The sequence below is a fragment of the Micromonospora sp. WMMA1923 genome, from assembly GCF_049179195.1.
In the GTDB taxonomy this organism is placed as follows: domain Bacteria; phylum Actinomycetota; class Actinomycetes; order Mycobacteriales; family Micromonosporaceae; genus Micromonospora; species Micromonospora yangpuensis.
Map to the genome: position 1 here is coordinate 4,192,668 of NZ_JBMHLZ010000001.1, position 17,762 is coordinate 4,210,429.

Annotated in this window: 14 protein-coding genes and 1 pseudogene; all 15 read right to left on the bottom strand. The window is 72.3% G+C overall.

Features of this window, described 5'->3' with window-relative positions:
• Positions 1-21: 21 nt before the first annotated feature.
• The 15 genes and pseudogenes from ACN28G_RS18825 to ACN28G_RS18895 all read right to left on the bottom strand — a co-directional run bounded on the left by ACN28G_RS18825 (position 22) and on the right by ACN28G_RS18895 (position 17,762).
• Positions 22-1,173, bottom strand: coding sequence for a YihY/virulence factor BrkB family protein (locus tag ACN28G_RS18825; protein ID WP_421479980.1), 1,152 nt, complete (start codon positions 1,171-1,173; stop codon positions 22-24).
• A 64-nt stretch (positions 1,174-1,237) separates the two neighbouring features.
• Positions 1,238-2,047, bottom strand: coding sequence for an ABC transporter permease (locus tag ACN28G_RS18830; protein WP_091442218.1), 810 nt, complete (start codon positions 2,045-2,047; stop codon positions 1,238-1,240).
• A gap of 9 nt (positions 2,048-2,056) precedes the next feature.
• Positions 2,057-2,851 carry an ABC transporter permease gene (locus ACN28G_RS18835; RefSeq protein ID WP_421479982.1) on the bottom strand — a complete coding sequence of 265 codons (795 nt, stop codon included), beginning with the start codon at positions 2,849-2,851 and terminating at the stop codon, positions 2,057-2,059.
• Position 2,852: 1 nt separating this feature from the next.
• A complete protein-coding gene (locus ACN28G_RS18840) occupies positions 2,853-3,785 on the bottom strand; it encodes an ABC transporter ATP-binding protein (protein WP_091447056.1) in 933 nt (310 codons plus the stop codon).
• A 105-nt stretch (positions 3,786-3,890) separates the two neighbouring features.
• Entirely contained in the window at positions 3,891-4,427 is a 537-nt protein-coding gene (locus tag ACN28G_RS18845; protein WP_091442222.1) for a hypothetical protein, read from the bottom strand.
• A complete protein-coding gene (gene dnaG / locus ACN28G_RS18850; RefSeq protein WP_421479984.1) occupies positions 4,427-6,328 on the bottom strand; it encodes a DNA primase in 1,902 nt (633 codons plus the stop codon). Before dnaG ends, ACN28G_RS18845 begins: the two co-directional genes overlap by 1 nt.
• 136 nt (positions 6,329-6,464) lie before the next feature.
• A complete protein-coding gene (locus tag ACN28G_RS18855) occupies positions 6,465-8,120 on the bottom strand; it encodes a BCCT family transporter (protein WP_091442231.1) in 1,656 nt (551 codons plus the stop codon).
• Between the two features lie 140 nt (positions 8,121-8,260).
• Positions 8,261-9,091: a siderophore-interacting protein gene (locus ACN28G_RS18860; protein WP_091442234.1), complete on the bottom strand. Its 831-nt coding sequence runs from the start codon at positions 9,089-9,091 to the stop codon at positions 8,261-8,263.
• A 64-nt stretch (positions 9,092-9,155) separates the two neighbouring features.
• Positions 9,156-10,481: pseudogene (locus ACN28G_RS18865) on the bottom strand (deoxyguanosinetriphosphate triphosphohydrolase family protein); the annotation flags it as partial.
• A 176-nt stretch (positions 10,482-10,657) separates the two neighbouring features.
• On the bottom strand, positions 10,658-12,160 hold the full coding sequence (locus tag ACN28G_RS18870; RefSeq protein WP_091442239.1) for an FGGY-family carbohydrate kinase: 1,503 nt from the start codon (positions 12,158-12,160) through the stop codon (positions 10,658-10,660).
• The gene (locus ACN28G_RS18875; protein ID WP_421479987.1) at positions 12,157-13,791 is read right to left on the bottom strand and encodes a fucose isomerase; all 1,635 of its coding nucleotides are present in this window, start codon (positions 13,789-13,791) and stop codon (positions 12,157-12,159) included. The genes ACN28G_RS18870 and ACN28G_RS18875 overlap by 4 nt, the downstream gene beginning before the upstream one ends.
• Before the next feature lie 23 nt (positions 13,792-13,814).
• A complete protein-coding gene (locus tag ACN28G_RS18880; protein WP_421479989.1) occupies positions 13,815-14,693 on the bottom strand; it encodes a dihydrodipicolinate synthase family protein in 879 nt (292 codons plus the stop codon).
• Complete coding sequence (locus ACN28G_RS18885; RefSeq protein WP_421479991.1) at positions 14,690-15,727, bottom strand: exo-alpha-sialidase; 1,038 nt, start codon at positions 15,725-15,727, stop codon at positions 14,690-14,692. Before ACN28G_RS18885 ends, ACN28G_RS18880 begins: the two co-directional genes overlap by 4 nt.
• Positions 15,724-17,265 carry a tripartite tricarboxylate transporter permease gene (locus ACN28G_RS18890; protein WP_421479993.1) on the bottom strand — a complete coding sequence of 514 codons (1,542 nt, stop codon included), beginning with the start codon at positions 17,263-17,265 and terminating at the stop codon, positions 15,724-15,726. Before ACN28G_RS18890 ends, ACN28G_RS18885 begins: the two co-directional genes overlap by 4 nt.
• Complete coding sequence (locus ACN28G_RS18895; protein ID WP_091442254.1) at positions 17,262-17,762, bottom strand: tripartite tricarboxylate transporter TctB family protein; 501 nt, start codon at positions 17,760-17,762, stop codon at positions 17,262-17,264. Before ACN28G_RS18895 ends, ACN28G_RS18890 begins: the two co-directional genes overlap by 4 nt.

A 17,762-nucleotide genomic window follows, 5' to 3' on the forward strand; every position in this document is an offset into this window, starting at 1 on the left:
CGGTGCGGGCTCCCGCCCGGGTCAGCGGGGAGGAGCGGAGTTGCGCTTCTTACGCAACTTGCGGTCGTCCCGTAGCTCCACGTAAGGCTCCACGTCCGGCGCGTGACCCGCCGCGATGGCCCGGCTGCGCTCCAGCTCCGCGTCGAACTCGGCACCGAGCAGGATCGCGATGTTGCTCAGCCAGAGCCAGACCAGGAAGATGATCACACCGGCCAGCGCACCGTACGTCTTGTTGTACGAGCCGAAGTTGCTGACGTACAGGGCGAAGACGCCGGAGACCGCCAGCCAGATCAGCACCGCCAGCACCCCACCCGGGCTGACCCAGCGGAACCCGCCGTGCCGGGCGTTCGGCGAGGCCCAGTAGCGGATCGCGAACATCAGGCTGACCAGCATCAACAGCACCGGCCACTTGGCGATGTTCCAGACCGTCACGGCGGTCGACCCGAACCCGATGGCGTCACCCACCTGCTCGGCGAGGCGACCGGTGAAGACCACGATCACCGCGCTGGCCAGCAGCAGCACCCCGACGACCGCGGTGACCCCGACCCGGATCGGCAGGGTCTTCCAGATCGGTCGCCCCTCCGGCACGTCGTAGATCGAGTTGGAGGCACGCATGAAGGCCGCGACGTACCCGGAGGCCGACCAGAACGCGGCCAGCAGACCGATGACCGCCGCCACCCCGGCCAGGCCGCCGTTCTCCTGGGCCTGGGTGATCGCGGTGTCGATGATCTGCCGGATGTTCGGTTCGGGCACCGCCTGGCCGACGGTGTCCCGGACCCCCTGGGTGGCGCTCGGGCCGAGCAGCCCGAGCAGGCTGACCAGCACCAGCATGCCGGGGAAGATGGAGAGCACGCCGTAGTAGGTGAGCGCCGCCGCCCAGTCGGTCAGGCTGTCCTCGGAGAACTCCCGGACCGTCCGCCGGAACGTCGCCACCCACCCGGTACCCGACAGCTGGGTGGGGCTGTCCGGGCCGTCGTCCGGCCCGACCGGCCGGTGACCTGCCGGCCGCCCGACCGCCTCCTGACCGGCCCGGGGCCGGTCGACGGTCTCGGCACCAGCGTCGGGCCGGTCGACGGTCTCGGCACCGGCGTCGGGCTGGTTCCGGTCGCCGGCCACCGACCCGGGTCCGGGCTGGTCACGGGCGTCGCGGTCGGCAGGATCGGCGGCGGCCATCGAGGCTCCCTCGCAGTCGGCGGTGTTCCCTCCGACTTGCCCCGGTGGCCACCTCGGTAACCACCTACCGGTAGAGGATGGCGTTCATCCGACGCGACGCCACCAGCAACCCCACCCCGGTCAGCACCAGCAGGTAGAGGACGTCGAGCAGCCAGGTCCAGCCGCCGGCACCGATCGAGATGTCCCGGATCAGGTGCACCGACCGGTAGAGCGGGGTCACCTCCACCAGCCAGCGCAACACCGTCGGGTACGTCTCGGCGGGCACGAACGTGCCGGAGAAGAGGAAGAGGGTGAACTGGGCCGACCCCATCAGGTCCAGGTCCTGCCAACTGCGCAGATACGTCGCGAAGGCCAGCCCGAGCGCGCCGAAGGCGAACCCGACGAGCACCGCGGCGGGCAGCGCCACCAGCGCGCGCACCGGCGAGGTCAGGCCCATCGCCACCATCACCACCAGGAAGGCCACCGAGTAGGAGCTGCCCCGCAGCATCGCCCAGCCCAGCTCGCCGAGGGCGATCTCGAAGGGCCGTACCGGGGTGGCGATCATGCCGTCGTACAGCTTCAGGTATTTGATCTTGCCGAAGAAGGTGAAGGTGGTCTCGGCAAGCGCCCCGGTCATCGCCGAGGCGGCCAGCATCGCCGGGGCGACGAAGGTGGCGTACCCGACGACCTGCCCACCGGGCAGGGTCAGATCACCGATCAGGCTGCCCACCCCGACCCCGATGGAGAAGAGGTAGAGCAGCGGCTCCAACAGCCCGGAGACCAGCAGCACCCAGTAGACCGGCCGCAGCGCCGCGACGTTGCGCCCGGCCACCGCGCCCGAGCGGCGGGCCAGATCCCGGACCCCGACCAGCCGGGGCAGCACCAGAGCGACCAAGACCGCCTCCTAGACGACGAGCCGACGGCGGAACGCGCGGCGGGCCAGCACCCAACCGACCACCGCCCAGGCCGCGAGATAGAGCAGGTGACCGACGATCGACCACTGCGGGGCCATCCCGAGGGTGGCCGCCCGGCAGAGGTCCACCGCGTGCCAGAGCGGACTGAGGTACGCCACCTGACGCAACCCGGTCGGCAGCGACTCCACCGGGAAGAACACCCCGCTGAACAGGGTCATCGGCAGCACCGCGAAGCGGAACAGGATGGTCAGATGGGTGTCGGTCGGCACCGAGGCGCTGAACGCGAAGATCGGGGTGATCATCGCCAGGGTGAACAGGACGATCACCGGCAGCACGGCCACCGCCCAGAACGACCGCAGCGCGCCGAAGGCCGCGGTCACCAGCAGGAAGGCGATCGCCGCGGTGAGCACCCGGAACACCACGAAGGCCAGGTGCCCGGCGACGATGTCGCCGACCCGCAGCGGAGCCGCGTACTGACCGAAATAGATCTTCGACCACTGGAAGCCGCTGAACACCGGGAAGGTCGACTCCAGCACCGCCACCTGCAGGATCCCGGCCAGGAGCAGGCCCGGCACGATCCAGTACAGGTAGCTCACCCCGTCGAGGCCCTGATCGACGTAGGAGCCGACCCCCAGGCCGAAGCCGACCACGGTGAGCAGGGGCAGGAAGAAGGACGAGAAGAGCCCGGCCCGCCAGGTCCGCCGGTAGTTGGTCAGGTAGTAGACCAGCACGGTCCACGCCGGCACCCGGGGTCGGGCCGGCCGCCGGCTCGTCACCGCCACCACCTCAGTCCACCAACGTACGGCCGGTGAGCAGCAGGAAGACGTCCTCCAGGCTGCTGCGGCGGACCAGCACGTTGGCCGGGGCCAGGCCCGCCCCGGACAGCTGTCCCACCACCGCGTCACCGTCGGTGACGTAGAGCAGGATCCGGTCCGGCAGCACCTCGACCCGCTCGGCCAACCCGGCCACCCGGTCGGCGTACTCCTGCTGCGAGTCGGTCGCGAAGCGCAACTCCACCACCTCGCGGGTGGAGTACTTCCCGATCAGCTCCCGGGGTGCCCCCTCGGCCACGATCCGGCCGCCGTCCATCACCACCAGGCGGTCACAGAGCTGCTCCGCCTCGTCCATGTAGTGGGTGGTCAGCACCAGCGTGACCCCCTCCCGCTTGAGCCGGAACAGCCGCTCCCAGACCAGGTGCCTGGCCTGCGGGTCCAGCCCGGTGGTGGGCTCGTCGAGCAGCACGATGTCCGGCTCGTTGACAAGCGCCCGCGCGATGGTCAACCGGCGCTTCATGCCGCCGGAGAGCGGCTCGACCACACTGTCGGCACGCTCGGTGAGCTGCACGAAGTCCAGCAACTCGGCGGCGCGGGCCCGGGCCACCCGGCGGGAGATGCCGAAGTACCCGGCGTAGACGACCAGGTTCTCCCGGACGGTCAGCTCCGGATCGAGATTGTCCAACTGGGGGCAGACCCCCAACCGGGCCCGGATCGCCGCGCCGTCGGCCACCGGATCCATGCCGAGGATGCGCAGCTGGCCGCCGCTGGGCGGGGAGATGCAACCGACCATCCGCATGGTCGAGGACTTGCCCGCCCCGTTGGGCCCGAGGAAGCCGAACGCCTCACCCGCGCGCACCTCGACGTCGATGCCGTCCACGGCGGTGAAGTCACCGAACCGCTTCACCAGCCCCCGGGCCCGGATGAGTGGTTGCGCACTGGTCACCGCCCGACCATAGTCACCGTCCGCAGCCATGACCCGTCGCGGACCACCCCCAATCCCGCGAGGTCGATCACAACCCGGGCCGGACCCGCTCCTACATCCTCACGGTCAGAGGTTGGCGGGGGCGGTGGCGGCGCGGGCGGCGGCCACCAGCGCGTCGGTCTCGGCGCGCACCGCCTCGTCCTCGGCCGGGGTGCCGGGATCATAGCGGACCGTCCAGGTCAGGCCGTCCACCCCGGGCACCCGCCGCGCGACGATCCGGCCGGCGCCGCCGGGCACCGCGTGATGCTGGGTGTACGCCACCGAGTTGGTGACCCGGGCCCGTACCTGGTGCGGCAGGTCCCCCGGGTCGAGCAGCAGGTACCGCTCCACCGGCAGGTCCGCCACCACCAGGTAGCCGTCCCGCTCGTGGGCCTGCTCGCCGGGGATGACGCCCAACTCCCGCCCGGACCAGGTGGCCTTGATGATCTCGTGCCAGCCCAACCGCTGCCCCCGGCCGGGCAGCCAGAGCCCGAGGTTGCTGGCGACCACCACGCCGTCGCCCTCGCCGTTGCCGACGGCCGCCCAGGCCAGCACCCGCTCGTCCCGCTCCAGCGGGGGCCGGTCGGTCGCCGGGAGCTTGCGCCGGCGTCGGAACAGTCCCATCACAGTCCTCCCGCGGCCTGCTCGCGCAGCGCCCTCGCGTGCTGCTCCAGCGAGAGCAGCTCCCCGAAGAGGGCGAAGTACTCGTCCTTGTTGGCCACCGGGTTGATCCGCTGGATCCGGGACTTGAGGTCGCGGATCCGACCGGTGACCGCGGCCCACTGCAACCGGGCCATGGTGACCGAGACGTACCGGGGATCCGGCTCGCCGTCGATCCGCAACGGCTCCACCGCCAACTCGCCGACCAGGGCCTGGGCGGCCAGGTCGGGGCAGGCGTCGCGGACCGAGGCGATCCAGTTGGCGCCACCGGTCGCCGCGGTCTCCCCCGCCGCTCCCCCGGCCGCCGCCACCGCGTCCCGGACCACCAGGTGTACGGGATGCCGGTACGCGTCCGCCTCGACGGTGTCGAACATCGGCCCGGCGAGCACCGGCACCTGGAGGGCGAGCTTCAGCGCCTCCCGTTCCACCATCGACTGCGGCCCGTCCGCCGCCGTGGGTGCCGGGCGGTTCGCCCCCCGGGCCGGCGGCTGCCCCGGGTCACGGCCGTCACCGGCGGCCAGCACGGCCCGCTGCACCGGCTCGATCTCCATGCCGAGGTCACCGGCGAGCTTGCGGACGTACTCGGGGCGTTTCTCCCGGTCCTTGATCTTGGCCACCAGCGGGGCGGCCCGGCGCATCGCCTCCACCCGGCCGTCGACGGTGTCCAGGTCGAAGCGGTTGATCACGTGGCGTAGCGCGAAGTCGACAAGCGGCTCGCGGCGGGCGACCAGGTCCCGCACGGCCAGGTCGCCCTTTGCCAGGCGGAGGTCGCACGGGTCCATGCTGTCCGGGCTGACCGCGATGAAGGTACGCCCGACGAAGCGCTGGTCGTCCTCGAAGGCCCGCAGCGCGGCCTTCTGGCCGGCGGCGTCCCCGTCGAAGGTGAAGATGATCTCGCCGGCCACCTCGTCGCTGTCCAGCAGGAGCCGGCGCAGCACCCCGATGTGGTCCGCGCCGAAGGCGGTGCCGCAGGTCGCCACCGCCGTCGGTACGCCGGCCAGGTGGCAGGCCATCACGTCGGTGTACCCCTCGACCACGACCACCTTGCCCTGCTTGGCGATCTCCCGTTTGGCCTGGTCGATCCCGTACAGCACGTGCGACTTCTTGTAGATCGGGGTCTCGGGGGTGTTGAGGTACTTCGGGCCGTCGTCGTCGTCGAAGAGCCGGCGGGCCCCGAAGCCGATCACGTCGCCGGTCAGGTCCCGGATCGGCCAGAGCAGCCGGCGGCGGAACCGGTCGATGAGCGAGCCGGAGCGCGCCGGCCGGGACAGCCCGGCGGTGACCAGCTCGTCGTGGCTGAAGCCCTGCTGACGCAGATGCCTGGTGAGCAGGTCCCAACCGTCGGGGGCGAAGCCGCAGCCGTACCGCAGCGCGGCGGCCCGGTCGAAGCCCCGGGTGGCCAGGAACTCCCGCGCCACCCGGGCCCCGGCCGTGCCGAGCTGCCCCTGGTAGAACTCGACGGCGGCGGCGTGCGCGGCGACCAGGCGTTGCCGCTGCCCCGGCTGGGTCCGTGGCCGGGGGGTGCCGGACTCGTTCTCGACGTACCGCAGCTGGATGCCGGCGCGGGCGGCGAGCCGCTCCACCGACTCCACGAAGCTGAGGTGCTCGGCATCCATCAGGAACTTGATCGCGTCGCCACCGGCGCCGCAGCCGAAGCAGTACCAGACGTTGCGCCCGGGTGAGACGTTGAACGACGGGCTCTTCTCGTCGTGGAACGGGCACAACCCCTTGAGGTTGCCGCCGCCGGCCGACCGCAGGGTCACCGTCTCGGAGATCACGTCGTCGATCGCGGTGCGTTCCCGGACCAGCGCGATGTCCTCGTCCCGGATCCGCCCAGCCATCGCACCACCCCCTCGGTGCTCCATCCTGCCCTGCGCCGATGATCGCCGTCGCCTCGGGTACGCCCCCGCACCGCCGACGCCGGCGGGCCCCACCCCGGTCGGGAGGGGGCCCGCCGGCCACCTGCCGGATCCGTCGCCACGGCGACGCGGGACGGTCGGGTCAGTTGCCCCGGCGGCGCAGGTAGCGCCGTACCGGAGGGGCGTTCTCCTCCTCGTACGACCGGCTTGCGCCGATCGCCTCGGGCAGACCGCGCCGACGGACCCCGGACGGCGGCGGGTTCACCGCCGGGTCACTGGACATCTCCTTGACCATGGCGGCGGCGAGGCAGAGCATCGCCAGGGTGAACGGCAGCGCCACCATGATGGTGGCCTGTTGCAGGGCGTCCAGCCCGCCGGCGAGCAGCAGCGACCCGGCGACGGCCCCGATCAGCACGCCCCAGACGACCACCACCCCGCGGTGCGGGCGCAACGCGCCGTGCGAGGTCAGCGAGCCGACCACCAGTGAGGCGGAGTCGGCGCTGGTGACGAAGTACAGCCCGATCAGCACCATGGCCAGCACGCTGGTCACCCCGGCCAGCGGCAGCGACTCCAACAGCCCGAAGAGGGCCTGCTCGGAGCCTTCCGCCGCGTCGGCGACCAGATCCCGGGAGCCGGTGGCCTGGGCCCGCAGCGCGCTGCCGCCCATCACCGCGAACCAGATCGTGCTGGCCCCGCTGGGCACCAGCAGGACGCCGATCAGGAACTGCCGCACCGTACGACCCCGGGAGATCCGGGCGATGAAGGTGCCGACGAACGGTGCCCAGGAGATCCACCACGCCCAGTAGAAGATCGTCCAGCCGCCCAGCCAGGCCTGGTCGGAGAAAGCCCCGGTCCGGGTGGACATGCTCACCAGGTTGCTCAGGTAGTCGCCGATGCTGGCCGGCAGCACCTCCAGGACGTAGATCGTCGGCCCGAGCACGAAGACGAAGAGCATCAGCCCGACGGCGAGCAGGATGTTGGTGGTCGACAGCCACTTGATCCCCCGGTGCAGCCCGGAGAAGGCCGAGAGCACGAAGGCCAGGGTGAGCGCGGCGATGATCACCAATTCGACCACGTCGCTCTCCTCGACCCCGACGACCAGGTTGAGCCCGGCGGCGATCTGCAGCGAGCCCAGCCCCAGGCTGGTGGCGGTGCCGAAGACGGTGGCGAAGACGGCCAGCAGGTCGATGCCCCGGCCGATCGGCCCGTCCGCCCGCGCGCCGATCAGCGGGTGGAAGGCCGCCGAGATCCGGTTGTCCCGCCCCTTGCGGAACATCGAGTACGCCAGGGCCAGCCCGACCACCGCGTAGATCGCCCACGGGTGCAGGGTCCAGTGGAACAGGGTCCACTGCATGGCGGCCGAGGCGGCGGGCCCGGTCTCCGGCTCCACCCCGGCGGCCGGCGCGGGGGTGGCGTAGTGCTGGATCGGTTCGGCGACGGCGAAGAAGACCAGCCCGATCCCCATCCCACCGGCGAACATCATCGCGATCCAGGCCAGATTGCTGAACTCGGGCTCGTCGCTGTCCTGGCCCAGCCGGATCCGGCCGAACCGGGAAACCGCCACCACCACGGCGAGCACCAGGAAGATGTTCGCCGCGATCACGAAGAACCACCCGAAGGTGTCGATCACCCAGTTCAGGCCGGACTCGCCGAAGCTGGCCAGCGAGTCCCGGCCGAGGAAGCCCCAGGCCACCACGGCCAGCACCCCGACGATACTCAGCGCGAGCAGGACCGGATCGGGCCGTCTGTCCACGCCCGGCTGCGCGTCCGGTGTCGCGGTCTCGGTCGACTCAGACATGTTTGCTCGTTTCACTCATGGGTACGGCCCATACCCATGGTGATCCACCGCTGAACGGGTTTGGCGGAAACGACCTCGTTTGAGCTGCTCGAATTTCGGTCAGCCCGACAAAACGGTCAGCTCACGGCGGCCAGTCGGGCTCAGCCGACGGCGGCCTCTTCCGCCTCGACCTGGCGGTTCCAGTCGGGCTTGGTGGAGCGCCAGCCCTCGTCGTCCATCCCCCGCCGCCAGTAGCCGGAGATCGACAACTGCTCGCGGGGCACCCCCCGCTCGACCCGCAGCAGCCGCCGCAGCTCCTTGACGAAGGTCGCCTCGCCGTGCACGAAGGCGTGCACCGTGCCGGGCGGGAACTCCAGCGCCCGGACCGCGTCGACAAGCGCCTCGCCCACCGGCCGGCCGGCCCGGTGCAGCCAGGTCAGCTCCACCGCCCCCGGGCTGGTCAACTCCTGCTCCTCGGCCGCGTCGGCGACCTCCACGAAGACCCGGGCGGCGGCACCGCGCGGCAGCCGCGCCAGGGCCGCGCCGATCGCCGGCAACGCGCTCTCGTCACCGACCAGCAGATGCCAGTCCGCCGTGGGACTCGGCGCATACGCCCCGCCGGGGCCGACGAAGTACACCGGGTCGCCGGGGCGCAACGCCGCCGCCCACGGGCCGGCCAACCCCTCGTCGCCGTGGTGCACCACGTCGATGGTCAACTCCGCGGCCACCGGATCGAAGGCCCGCACCGTGTACGCCCGCAGCCGTGGCCAGTGCGCCCGGGGCAGGTCCCGCTTGATCGCGGCCAGCTCCATCGGCTCCGGATAGGTCACCCCGGGCACCGGGAAGACCAGCTTGACGTAGTGGTCGGTGAACTCGCCCACCGGCAGGCCGACCAACTCCGCACCGCCGAGCACCAGCCGGACCAGGTGGGGGGTGGGCCGCTCGGTGCGTACCACCTGGGCGGTCGTGACCTTCTTCGGGCGCTCCGTCATGCCACTTAGGTTACCCTAACTGCGCAGCGGCCCGGCCCGCCCCCACCGGTCAGCGGCGGGCGGTCAACCGGCGGTGCCAGGCCACTGCGGCCGGGTCGGTAAGCGAGGCCACCTGGTCGATCACCACCCGCAGCCGGGCCGCGTCGTCGGCGGCGGCCCGCCACAGCGGCGCGAAGACCGGATCCAGAGCCTGCGGGGCGCCGGCGACCAGCGCCGCCACCAGCTCGGCGAGCACCTCCCGCTGCCGGGCGTACCGCTGCTCGGCACCGGGTCGACGCATTACGTACCGCAACGCCATCCCCTTGAGCAACGCGCACTGGGCGCGTACCCGGGTCGGCACGACCAGGTCCGCGGCGTAGCGGTGGTGCGGTCCGGGGCCGTGCCGGGCCTCGGTCGCCGCCACCGCCGCGGCCACGAACCGGCCGGTCAGCAGGCTGGTGGTGGCCTTCAGGGCGACCTGCGCGCGATGGCTGCCGTCGTAGCCGGCCAACCCGGCCACCGCCGGCTCGGCGAGCAGGTCGGCCAGCACCCCGGCCAGGTCGGCGGCGCTCTCGATGGAGTAGGTGGCGGCGACGTCCGCACAGAGCGCGGCCCGCTCGGCCGGATCGGCCAACAACGGCCCCAGGACCACATAACCGCCGTGTACGCCGTCCTCCACGTCGTGCACCGAGTACGCCACGTCGTCGGCCCAGTCCATCACCTGCGCCTCCAGGCACCGCCGAGGTTCGGGCGCCGCCTCCAGGCCCCGCCGCACCGCCTCCGGCGCCGCCTCCAGGCCCCGCCGCACCGCCTCCGGCGCCGCCTCCAGGCCGCGCCGCGCCGCCTCCGGGTCGCGGGCCGTCGGCTCCGGTGTTCCCCTGCGCAGCCAGTCGAAGACGGGGCGGTCGTCGGCGTACACCCCGAACTTGCGCTGCCCCGGGCGGCGCGGCCAGGGATACTTGCCGGTGGCGTCGAGGGTGGCCCGGGTCAGGTTGAGCCCCACGGAGCTGCCGTCGGCGGCGACGACCTTGGCCTCCAGCCGGGTCAACACCCGCAGCGTCTGTGCATTGCCCTCGAACCCGCCGCAGCCGGCGGCCAGCAGGTCCAGGGCGGCCTCCCCGTTGTGCCCGAACGGCGGGTGCCCCAGGTCGTGAGCCAGCCCGGCGGTGTCCACCACGTCCGGGTCGCAGCCCAGCCGGGCCCCCATCTCCCGGGCGATCTGCGCCACCTCCAGCGAGTGGGTCAGCCGGGTACGCAGGAAGTCGTCGCTGCCGGCGGTGTGCACCTGGGTCTTGGCGGCCAGCCGGCGGAACGCCGCCGAGTGCAGCACCCGGGCCCGGTCCCGCTGGTACGCCGACCGCCCGTACCCGCTGTCCTTGGCCGGCTCGTCGACCCGCCGCTCCTCCGGCAGCCCCGCCGGACAGCTCACGATCCCCCCTCCCACCCCCCTGGATGCAAGGAAGGGCCCCCTATTAACGCATACGGTAGAGAAGGTCACCCCTCTCACCTTGGAAGGCGTGGGAGCCGAGGCCGGGCTGCGGGGATCAGCGCCCCTTGTTAGAGGGGTGTCCCGCTATACAGAAAGCGTTAACAGGGGGCCCTTCCTTGCAGGGTGGCTAGGTGGTGGATTTGGGGGCGGGTGGAGTGGTACAGCGCCGTGTAGGCGGCGTAGAGGGGGTCGTAGGTGGTGGCCGTTGACGGGTCGGGGCGGACGATCTCGCCGGGGCGGGTCCAGTCGGTGTCCGGGGCGACCAGGCCGGCGCCGATCGCGGCCAGCAGGGCGTCGCCGTAGCTGGCCCCGATGGTCACCGCCGGCACCTCCTGTTCCCGGCCGGTGACGTCGCTGACGATCTTCGTCCAGAGCCCGCCCTGGGTGCCACCGCCCACCGCGACCAGCCGCTGGACCGGGTTGGCCGGGGTGTCGAGCAGTTCCAGGATCTGCCGGATGCCGTAGGCGATGCCCTCGTAGACGGCCCGGAACAGGTGACCCCGGCCGTGCCGCAGGGTCAGGCCGGCGATCACCCCCCGGGCGTCCGGGTCGAAGATCGGGCTGCGTTCGCCGGCGAAGTACGGCAGCAGCAGCAACCCGTCGGAGCCGGCCGGCACCCGCGCCGCCTCGGCGACCAGGGTCTCGAACGGTACGTCGCCGACGAGTTCGCGAAGCCAACCGGTGAGGCTGCCCGAGGTGGCCATCCCGGCGGCCAGGCAGTACGTGTCCGGGGCGACCCCGGCGGTGTTCCACAGCTGCGGGTGCCGGGCGACCGCGGCCAACTGCTGGACGAAGAACATGGTGGAGCCGTACATCAGCATCAGGTCGCCGGGGGCGCGGACGCCGACGCTCACCGACTCCGCCCAGGCGTCCACGGTGCCGGCGCAGACCGGGGTGCCCACCGGCAGGCCGGTCGCCTCGGCCGCCGCCGGGGTCACCGTGCCGACGACCTCGGCCGACCAGGCCAGCCTCGGCGCGGGCAGCCCCGCCATGATCTCGTCGTACCAGGGCTGGTGCCACCGCCGGGCCTCCAGGTCGTACAGCGGCACGGACTGGCTGGCGGTGTGGTGGTCCAGGACGTACTCGCCGGTCAGCTTCCGGACCACGTACGAGCTGGAGTTGTACCACCGGGTGGCGCGGTCCCAGACCTGTGGTTCCCGGCGACGTACCCAGAGCGCCTTGGGGCCGACGGCCTGGCTGGTGATCGGCGTACCGGTGCGCCGCAGCACCTCGTCGGCGCCGTACCGGTCGGTCAGCTCGGCGATCTCCTCGGTGGCCCGCATGTCGACGCCGTAGAGGATCGCCGGTCGGACCGGGTTGTCCTGCTCGTCGCAGAGCACCAGGCAGGGGCCGACGCCGCTGACGCAGACGGCGGCGACCGGGGCGTCCTGCGCGGCGGCGGTCAGCTCCGCGGCGATGGCGGTCACGTCGCCCCACCAGACCGCCTCGGCGTCGACCTCGGCCCACCCGGGGTGGGGCATGGACATCGACCGGGGGCGGTGCCGCACGGCGGTGGCCAGCACCTGGCCGGCGGCGTCGGTGAGCACCCCCTTGCTGCTGCCGGTGCCGAGGTCGATGCCGATCAGCAGCGGTGCGGTCACAGGCTCACCTCACCGCAGAGGTGCACCTGCAGGCCCAGCTCGGCGAACATGGCGGCCTTGGCGGCCAGCGCCGCGTCGGCGGTGGTGGCGTCCGGGGCGTACACCACGTTGAGGTGGTTGGCCTTGTGCCGGGCCATCAGCTGGTCGCGGCCGACGCCGTGCAGGACGGCGTGCATGATCGGCCACTGCGGGGTGGTGGCGTCCAGCCGACGCCGGGTCTCCTCGGCGGGCAGTTCGACGGCGGTGCCCCGGCCCAGGTCGACGTGGAGGACGCCGTCGGCGATGAAGACCCGGGACCAGATGATCTCCCCCGGCTTGGACACGCCGCTGAGGGTGCCGCCGCCGAGCGGGAAGTACATCGGCGGCTGGCGCATGCTCCAGCTCTTGTCGTACCCGCCGTTGTGTGCGGCCGGCACCGAGCCGGAGATCTCCATGACCCAGACGAACCGGCCGTCGTACTCCTCGCCCCAGCGGATGTCGTGCAGGGTGGTCGCCGGGTCCAGCCCCATCGCGGTCCAGATCCGGTTGGTCACCAGGGAGTCCACGGCCACCCCCTCGTCGACCTCGTTGAAGTGCGGCAGGGCGACGCCGGGGTACAGCTCCCGGGAGCCGTCGCGGCTGCGCACCGGCGGGCGGGACACGTCGTTGAGCAGCCCCTCGACCAGGTCGCTGGCCGGGACGACGTCCTTGAGGCCCTGCTGGTACTGGATGCCCACCGCGTCCAGGCCGAAGTCGTCGGAGATCCGCAGCGCGGCGACGTACATCTTGAACTGGCTGTGCAGTTGGGCGTCGGTCAGCTCGGTGGCCTCGTCGGTGCCGGTGTGGAAGGTCAGCCCGGCGGCGTCCAGCCAGTCCCGCACGGCCTGCGCCTCGGCGTCGGTCACCTTGGCCATCTCGGCGACCAGGGCGCTCTGCGACAGCCGCTCCTTGTAGATGCCGAGCGGGTTGAGCAGCTCGTCGTCGATGATGGCGTTGTACATGCCCATGCAGCCCTCGTCGAAGACGCCGATGATGGCCTTCTCCCGGATGAGCTGGGCGGCCAGCGCCCGACCGAGGCGTACCTCGTCGGTGTCCGGCAGCGCCGGCAGGTCCCGTACGTGGCTCTGGTCGTGCTCCAGCGTGCCGGTCTCCAGCCAGGTCCGCAGCCCGGCGACCGCCCAGTCGTCGGTGAACGCCTCGCTCCACAGGATGGAGTGGGCCACCCCGGCCTTGGTCAGGCTGGCGGTCAGCCCGAGCAGCCCGACCAGGCCGGGGAACTCGCCGCTGAAGTTCGCCACCACCAGGATCGGCCCGCGGTGGGTCCGCAGCCCGGCCAGGACGTGGTGGCTGTACTGCCAGACCGCCTCGGCGACGATCAGCGGCGCGTCCGGCGGGATCGACTTGAACACCTCGATGCCCTGCCGCTGGCTGGCGATGAAGCCGTGCCCGGCGGCCTCGTCGACCGGGTGGGCCCGCTGGACCCGGTGGCCCAGGGCGGTGACCGCCCGCTGGAGGTCGGCCTCGAACTGCCGCTGCACCGGCCAGCAGGTGACGTTGGCGCTGGGCCGCAGGTCACCACTGGCGACGGTCCAGACCACGCCGGGCTCGGCCCGGGGTGCGTCGGTCAACGCGGGAAAGGTGTAGCTGCTCACGAGGTGCTCCATTCAGACGGGGTTCAGAGCAGGTCGGCGATGTCGGCTTCGAGGGCGCGGCGGTCGGCCGGGGAGAGCGGGTCCAGCGGAGCGCGTAGGCCGCTGGCGGGCAGGCCGCGTACCTCGAGGACGGCCTTGAGGTGGGCGAGGTTGCCCTGCCGGGTGGCGGCCACCGCCCGCAGGGAACGGTCCCGGGCCGCCGCGACGGCCGTGGGGTCGCCGCCGCGCAGGGCGTCGCGCAGCGCCAGGAACGGCGCCGGCAGCGCCGAGCTGACCCCGGAGACCACGCCCGCGCCGCCGAGCCCGACCACCTCGACGAACTCCGAGTCGGCCCCGGAGTAGACAGGTACGTCCCGGTCGGCCAGGGCACCGAGGTAACCGGTCAGCTCGGCGCTGGCCACCCCGCTGAGCTTGACCCCGGCCAGGCCGGTGTCGACCAGCCGGGCGAGCAGGGCCGGGGAGACCACGGTGGTGGTCCGGGCGGCGAAGAGGTACCCGAACACCGGCACCCCGGCGGCGGCGGTCACCACGGTCTCGTAGTAGTCCAGCAGGGCCGACTCGGTGGCCGGGAAGTAGTGCGGGGTGAGCGCGGCGAAGCGGGCAGCGCCCCGGTCCACGGCGGCCCGGGTGAGCCGCTCGGCCTGGCGGGTGGAGGCGTGACCGACGTGCCAGTACGTCCGCTGCGGGCCGAACGCCTCGGCCGCGGTGGCGCAGACGGCCAGCCGCTCGGTGTCGCTGAGGGTGGTGAACTCCCCGGTGGTGCCGGCCACGAACACCCCGTCCAGGGGCTGCTCGGCCAGCTGCTCGTAGGCCGCCCGGGTGGCGGTCAGGTCGACCTCGCCGGCGGTGTCGAAGAGGGTCGGTACCGCGCTGATCAGGTTCACGACGGGGCGGGCGGTCATGGTGTGCACTCCGGTTCGAGGGGGTCGAGCAGGGCGAGCACGATGCCGCGCCGCTGCCAGGTGTAGGTCACAGCGAGCCGGTCCCCGGCGGCGACCAGGCAGGGGTAGGAGAACTCGTTGACCCCGGTGGTCGAGACCCCCGAGTCGGCGGGCCGGTAGCCCTCGCCGGCCGCGTCGTCGAGGGACTCCTCCAGGGTCAGCCAGGGGCGGAAGGTGTCGCCCGGGGCGGGTTCGGCGGTCGAGACGGAGACCACCAGGGGTGCCCGGCTGGCCCAGTCGCCGACGGTGGGGTTGTGGGCCAGGTAGACGGTGTCGCCGAGCCGCAGGGCGGCGATCCCGGAGTTGTTGTTGGGCACCGCGCTGAGCGTCCCCGGTGTCCAGCTCTGCCCGTCGTCGTGGCTGGTGGCGGTGACGAGCCGACCCGCGGTGCTGCGGGCCAGCAGCCGGACCGTGCCGTCCGGGGCCGGCCAGAGGGTGGGCTGGATGGCCCCCGCGCCGGGAAAGGTGTCGTGGTCGAGGGCGATGTCCGGGGTACGCCGCCAGGTCCGGCCGTCGTCGTCGCTGAGGTCGACGAAGCAGTCCCAGCGTGGGCGCTCCCCCCAGGTCTCGGTGGAGGCCCCGGCGAGCAGCCGGCCGGAGGGCAGCCGCAGCGGCGGCAGGCGCACCGGCCCCCGCCCGCCGGGCCGGCCGTCGGCCAGCACCGTCGGCACCGACCAGGTCCGTCCACCGTCGAGCGACCGGACCTGGTACGTGACCCACGCCGAGATGGTCGTACCGACCTTGAACCAGAGCACCAGTTCTCCGGTGGTACGCCGGTGCAGCACCGGGTTCCAGCAGGGGGCGAGGTCGGCGCTGACCACCACCGGCGCGGTCCACCGGTCGGCCGCGCCGACGCTGAGCCAGATCCGGGAGTTGGCCGCCCCCTCGTGGTCGCCGGCGAACCAGGCGACCACGAAGGAGTCGTCGACCGGGCAGACGGTGCTGCCGTGGCACTGCCCCGCGACGTCCCGGACGACGAAGTGCCGCGTCCTCACCGGTTCCCCCCGGCGGGCACCGGCGGGTCGGTCGGGGTGTCGCTGCCGTCGGTGCCGTCGGTGCCGTTGCGGCCGGCCCGACGCCGGCCGCGGATCCGGGGCACCACGACCGCCAGCACGCCGAGCACGAGCAGGCCCATCGCGATCGGGCTGGTGTAGATGGTCTCCAGCCCGCCCAGCTCCATCGAGCGGCGGAAGTTCCGCTCGGCCAGCGGGCCGAGGATCAGGCCGAGCACGATCGGGCCGGCCGGGAAGCCGTACCGGCGCAGCAGCAGGCCGAGCACGCCGAACAGGAGCATGACCCCGACGTCGAAGACGCTGGTGTTGACCGCGTACGTGCCGACGACGCAGAAGGCCAGGATCACCGTCCAGAGGAACCGGTCGGGCAGTTCGAGCAGCTTGGCCACGCCGCGCATCCGCAGCAGGCTCAGCCCCAGGGTAAGCACGGTGGCGACCAGCATGATGCCGGCGATCGAGTAGACCAGGTCCGGCTGCGAGGAGAAGAGCCCCGGTCCGGGCTGGATCCCCCAGATGATCATCGAGCCGAGCATGACCGCCATCACCGAGTCACCGGGTACGCCGAGGGCGAGGGTGGTCAGCACCGATCCGCCGACGCCGGCGTTGGAGGCGGCGTCGGGAGCGGCCACGCCCTCCAGGGAACCCTTACCGAACTTCTCCGACTCCTTGGAGACCCGCTTGGCCTGGTTCCAGGCGACGATGCCGCCGATGTCGCCACCGACAGCCGGCAGCACGCCGACCACGGTGCCGACGGCCGACCCCACGGCGACCGGCTTGATCAGTTGCTTGTTCTCCTGCCTGGTCGGCCACCAGCGGCCGAAACTGGTGATCGCCTTCTGCTGGCTCCGGCGGCGGGAGATCATCTGGCTGAACACCTCGGCGATACCGAACAGACCGATGATCACCGCGATGAACGGGACCCCCTCGATCAGCTGCGGGATGCCGAAGGTGAAGCGGTCCGAGCCGTCCATCGGGTCCCGGCCGATGGTGCCCAGGCCGAGGCCGAACAGGCCGGCGATCAGGCCCTTGAGCAACTGCTTGCCGGAGACCTCGACCATCATGGTCAGGCCGAAGATCACCAGGGCGAACATCTCCGGCGAGCCGAACCGCATGGCCAGGGTGCTCAGCGGGATCGCCGCCACCATCAACACGCCGATGCCGACGAAGCCACCGATCGCCGAGGCGAAGGCCGACGCGGTCAACGCCAGACCGGCCCGGCCCTGCTTGGCCATCGCGTACCCGTCGAAGGTGGTGGCGATCGAGGCGGGCGTGCCTGGCGTGTTGATCAGGATGGCCGGGACCCGGTCGCCGAACTGCGCGGCGATCAGGATGGTCAGCAGCACCGCCAGGCCCGGCAACGGGTCCATGGTCAGGGTGAAGGCGCTGGCCAGGGCGATCGCCATGGTGGCGGTGATGCCGGGGAAGGCGCCCACCAGCATGCCGATCGCCGCGCCGGCGACGATGCAGAGCAGCATCTGCAGGGAGAGCAGGGCACCGAAGCCCTCGACCAACGCGTTCACAGCGGCACCCTCAGCAGCAGGCCGAACAGGACGTAGATGACGACCGTCACCCCGGCGGGGAAGAGCAGCAGGTCCTTGATCCCCCGGCCGCCCGCGATCCCGATCAGGGCGGCGACGAAGACCAGCCCGGAGATCAGGAAGTGCACGTAGTACCAGAGCAGCCCGAAGGCGACCGTGGCCGCGAGGAAACCGGCCACCCGGACGACCCCCGACCGGGTGGCGGGGCCGTCGTCCTCGTCATCGTCGTCGGCCCTGGTCGGCGTACGGACGAAGGCGGAGACGATCTGCAGGACCGACAGGCCGATGATCCCGAAGGCGAGCGCTTCGGGCCAGATCCGCGGGCTGACCGCCAGCGCCCGGGTGGGCAGCTCGATCGAGCGGGCCAACCCGAGGAAGACGACGCCCAGCACCAGGAAGACCGCCCCCAGTGCCGCCTCACGCCAACGCGCGGCGGCGGCACCGGGGTCACCCTGGATCGGCGGGTGGTGGGTGGCCAT